The sequence below is a fragment of the Mesorhizobium sp. M1A.F.Ca.IN.020.06.1.1 genome, from assembly GCF_004023265.1.
Taxonomy (GTDB): Bacteria; Pseudomonadota; Alphaproteobacteria; order Rhizobiales; family Rhizobiaceae; genus Mesorhizobium.
Genome location: NZ_RZSR01000691.1, coordinates 1 through 3,314 on the forward strand (window position 1 = coordinate 1; position 3,314 = coordinate 3,314).

Genomic DNA, 3,314 nt, shown 5'->3' on the forward strand with positions numbered 1-3,314 from the left:
GGATCAGCGTGCCGACCGGCATCGCCGACAAGAGCAGCGCCACCTCTGCCTGGCTGTAACCCTTGGCGGTGGCGGCGAGCCTGCTCGCCATCGCCTTCGACGGCGGCGCGCTGATGGCCCTGGTGGCGATCTATCTGATCTGGGACGGTGCATCGGAATCGATCTATTCGCTGTCCAGCGCCCACGCCGCCGATCGCGCCAGGAAGGAAGAGCTGCTGGCGCTGTCGAGTTCGCTGCTCTTTGCCTGGTCGCTGTCCGGCTTCATCGTACCCGGCATCGTGACGGCGCTTTCCGCCGTCTTCGGCACCGGGACCTTCATCTATGTCGGCATCGCCATCGCTTCCGCGTTTTGCCTGTTCGTGCTGTGGCGGGTGTTTGCGGCGCGACCAATGCCTGCTGCCGCAACCGGCAGCTTCGCGCCGATGTCGGCGCAGACGCCCCTGCCGGTGGAGCTCGCCTTCGCGCCGGAGGAGCCGGCAAAGCCGGCCAAGGACTGACGAGATTATTGCTTGCGGACTTCCGGGGACGGTATCTCGGGCGGCGGCAGGGGGATCGAAATGCCCTCGTTGTCGAAGGCCAGCTTGGCGCGTTTGGTCAAGTCGATCTGGGTGGCGAAATAGTCGGCCGCGGAAGTCCAGTAGCGCAGGGTCAGTGAAACCGTGCTCTCGCCAAGCCCTGCGATGAAGGCGATCGGCGCCGGCTCGCGCCGGATGCGCTTCTCGGCATTGGCGATGGCAAGCAGCGTCTTCTGCCCGCGGTCGATGTCGTTCCATGAACCGATGCTCAAGCTGATATCGGTGCGCCTGACGCCGTTGCGGGTGAAATTCCGTACCGGCTGGTTCCACAGCGTCTGGTTGGGCGCCAGAATGTAGATGCCTTCGACAGTGCGCAGCTTGGTCGCGAACAGGCCGATCTCCTCGATCGAGCCGGCGATCGCACCGACCTCCACATATTCGCCGATGCGGAACGGCCTCAGCGCAAGCAGCATGATGCCGGCGGCGATGTTCTGCAGCGTACCTTGCAGTGCAAGGCCGATCGCCAGACCGGCAGCGCCGATCGCGGCGATGATCGAAGCCGTCTGCACGCCAAACTGGCCGAGCACCATGATAACGACAAGGATCAGGATGCCGTAGCGGACGACCTGGGAGAAGAAGTGGCGCAGCGTCTCGTCAAAGCCGTGAATATGACCGAGCCCGGCATAGATCGATCGCTCGGCAAGGCCGGCAACGAGGTAGCCGACAACCAGAAGGATCACAGCACCGATTGCCGAGAAGGAATAGGAGACTATCAGCGAGCTGAGCTGCGCAAGCCCGGCCTGAATCGTGATGAGGGCGCTCTGCGGGTCGATTGGCATGGTTGGGAATCCCCTTTGTCCGGTGTGCCGATAACCCATGCGGCGCGCAGGGGTTCCGCTCTTTTCAGCCTTCCGAGGGCCTGTCCGGCCTGCCGAGGCCGCCCTGAGAGTGCGCCCGTCTTGAAACTGCAATGGAACTCTGCCTATCTAAGCAGGGTCACCTGATTTGCCGGGTGATTTGGTTGTTCTTATTGGGAAAGGAAACACACTGAGAACAGCACTGCGGAAGAAGGCCGATATCGTGCCTTCGCCGGCCGGGATCAGCGGAAGCGATGCTGCCTCCCTCGCCATCAAGACAGTCCTTGCCAGTCTGGAAGACTCCAAGGCCGAAAACATCGTCTCAATCGATATCCAGGGTAAATCGAGCCTCGGCGACTATATGGTCGTCGCATCGGGCCGATCGCACCGCCATGTCTCGGCTGTCGCCGACCATCTCCTCAAGGCGCTCAAGGATGCCGGTCTCGGCATGGCGCGCGTCGAAGGGCTGGCCAGCGCCGACTGGGTCCTGATCGATTCCGGCGACATCATCGTCCATGTCTTCCGTCCCGAAGTCCGCGAGTTCTACAATCTCGAAAAGATGTGGCAGGCGCCGGATCTCGAGGAAGAGACCTTGCACTGAGCCGTATCGCGGGCCGTGACCGTTCCGGTCCGGCGCCGATCGAGAGCTCGCCGAGGCGAGGATGAAGATCACCGTTCATGCCGTGGGCCGGATGAAGACCGGCCCCGAGAGAGAGCTCGCCGACCGCTATTTCGAGCGCTTCGCCAAGAGCGGGCCCGCGGTCGGGCTGGAATTTGCCGGCATTGTCGAGACACCCGAGAGCCGCGGCCAGAGCGCCGACGAACGTCGCCGCGAGGAGGGCCAGAAGCTGCAGGGTCAACTGCAGCAAGGCAACGTGCTGTTCCTGCTCGACGAACGCGGCAAGGCGCTATCCTCGGAGGACCTAGCGGCCCGCATTGGCCAGTTGCGCGACAGCGGCCGCAAGGCGCTGGTCATCGCGATCGGCGGCGCGGACGGCCATCACAAATCCTTGCGCGAAGAGGCCGATCTGGTGCTGTCGTTCGGAGCGCTGACCTGGCCGCATCAGCTGGTGCGCGTCATGCTCGGCGAACAGCTCTATCGCATCGCCACCATCCTTGCCGGGCATCCCTATCACCGCTCGTGAGTCATCGTTCGCGCTGTGACCCCGAAAGCTGGGGATCACGTCCGCTTGCACCGATTTCCGCCTCAATGAACCGACGTCACGGTTGTTGCGGGTGCTCCAACATGGTTGATGGTTCGTTAACGAAGCGGCGGATAGAGTCGAGGCCTGATGTCTGAAGGCTGGAATTCGAGAACGCGCGCCTGGCGCAGCCGCTGCGGCTTGACACTAGTCGCCGCGCTGATCGCGCTCGGGCCGGCTATGGCCGCGGAAAATTCGCTCGATGTCGCACCGGACCCCGACAAGAGCCGGGTCGAATACGAGCAGGTCTCCAAGGAAATCTCCTTGTCCTCCGAGCGGCTGGCCAAGCTTGCCGCCGACGTCGCGACGGTGAAGAAAGACCATGCCTCGATCAGTGCGGCGCTGATCCAGTCGGCGATGACCGAGCAGAAGCTCGGCCAGGACATCGAGGACATCGGCGCCAACTTGGAAGGACTGAAGGCCGAGCAAGAGAAGCTGCACGCTTCGCTGGTGGCGCGGCGCGACGTACTTGCCGAGGTGCTCGGCGCGCTGCAACGCATGGGGCTCAATCCGCCACCGGCGATCCTGGTCAAGCCGGAGGACGCGTTGTCGTCGGTGCGCAGTGCCATCCTGCTCGGCGCCGTGGTGCCGGAATTGCGCCAGCAGACCGACAGGCTGCTCGCCGATCTCAAGGAACAGACCCGGGTGACGGCCTCGATCGAGGCCGAACGCGCGCGGCTTACCGCTGCAGTCACCGAGCAGACGGCGGAAAAGAAACGACTGACCATGCTGCTCGAGGC

Annotated in this window: 3 protein-coding genes and 2 pseudogenes; 4 read left to right on the forward strand and 1 reads right to left on the reverse strand. The window is 63.6% G+C overall.

Annotated features, from left to right (window positions below; translation table 11 throughout):
* Window positions 1-62 precede the first annotated feature (62 nt).
* A pseudogene (locus EOA60_RS25120) lies at window positions 63-497 on the forward strand (MFS transporter); the annotation flags it as partial.
* Between the two features lie 5 nt (window positions 498-502).
* Here EOA60_RS25120 and EOA60_RS25125 read toward each other — a convergent pair.
* Window positions 503-1,354 carry a mechanosensitive ion channel domain-containing protein gene (locus EOA60_RS25125; protein WP_095799736.1) on the reverse strand — a complete coding sequence of 284 codons (852 nt, stop codon included), beginning with the start codon at window positions 1,352-1,354 and terminating at the stop codon, window positions 503-505.
* A gap of 241 nt (window positions 1,355-1,595) precedes the next feature.
* On the opposite strand from EOA60_RS25125, the gene rsfS reads away from it, so the two are divergent.
* The 3 genes and pseudogenes from rsfS to EOA60_RS25140 form a co-directional block, all read left to right on the forward strand.
* The gene (gene rsfS, locus EOA60_RS25130) at window positions 1,596-1,973 is read left to right on the forward strand and encodes a ribosome silencing factor (RefSeq protein ID WP_059189846.1); all 378 of its coding nucleotides are present in this window, start codon (window positions 1,596-1,598) and stop codon (window positions 1,971-1,973) included.
* 61 nt (window positions 1,974-2,034) lie between these two features.
* On the forward strand, window positions 2,035-2,517 hold the full coding sequence (gene rlmH, locus EOA60_RS25135) for a 23S rRNA (pseudouridine(1915)-N(3))-methyltransferase RlmH (RefSeq protein WP_095782611.1): 483 nt from the start codon (window positions 2,035-2,037) through the stop codon (window positions 2,515-2,517).
* Window positions 2,518-2,664: 147 nt separating this feature from the next.
* Window positions 2,665-3,314 (forward strand): annotated as a pseudogene (locus EOA60_RS25140) (hypothetical protein); the annotation flags it as partial.

What these genes read in the sequence shown, in the direction of transcription:
- EOA60_RS25125 (WP_095799736.1), bottom strand. Translation starts at nt 1,354, where the DNA reads ATGCCAATCGACCCGCAGAGCGCCCTCATCACGATTCAGGCCGGGCTT.
- rlmH (WP_095782611.1), top strand. Translation starts at nt 2,035, where the DNA reads ATGAAGATCACCGTTCATGCCGTGGGCCGGATGAAGACCGGCCCCGAG.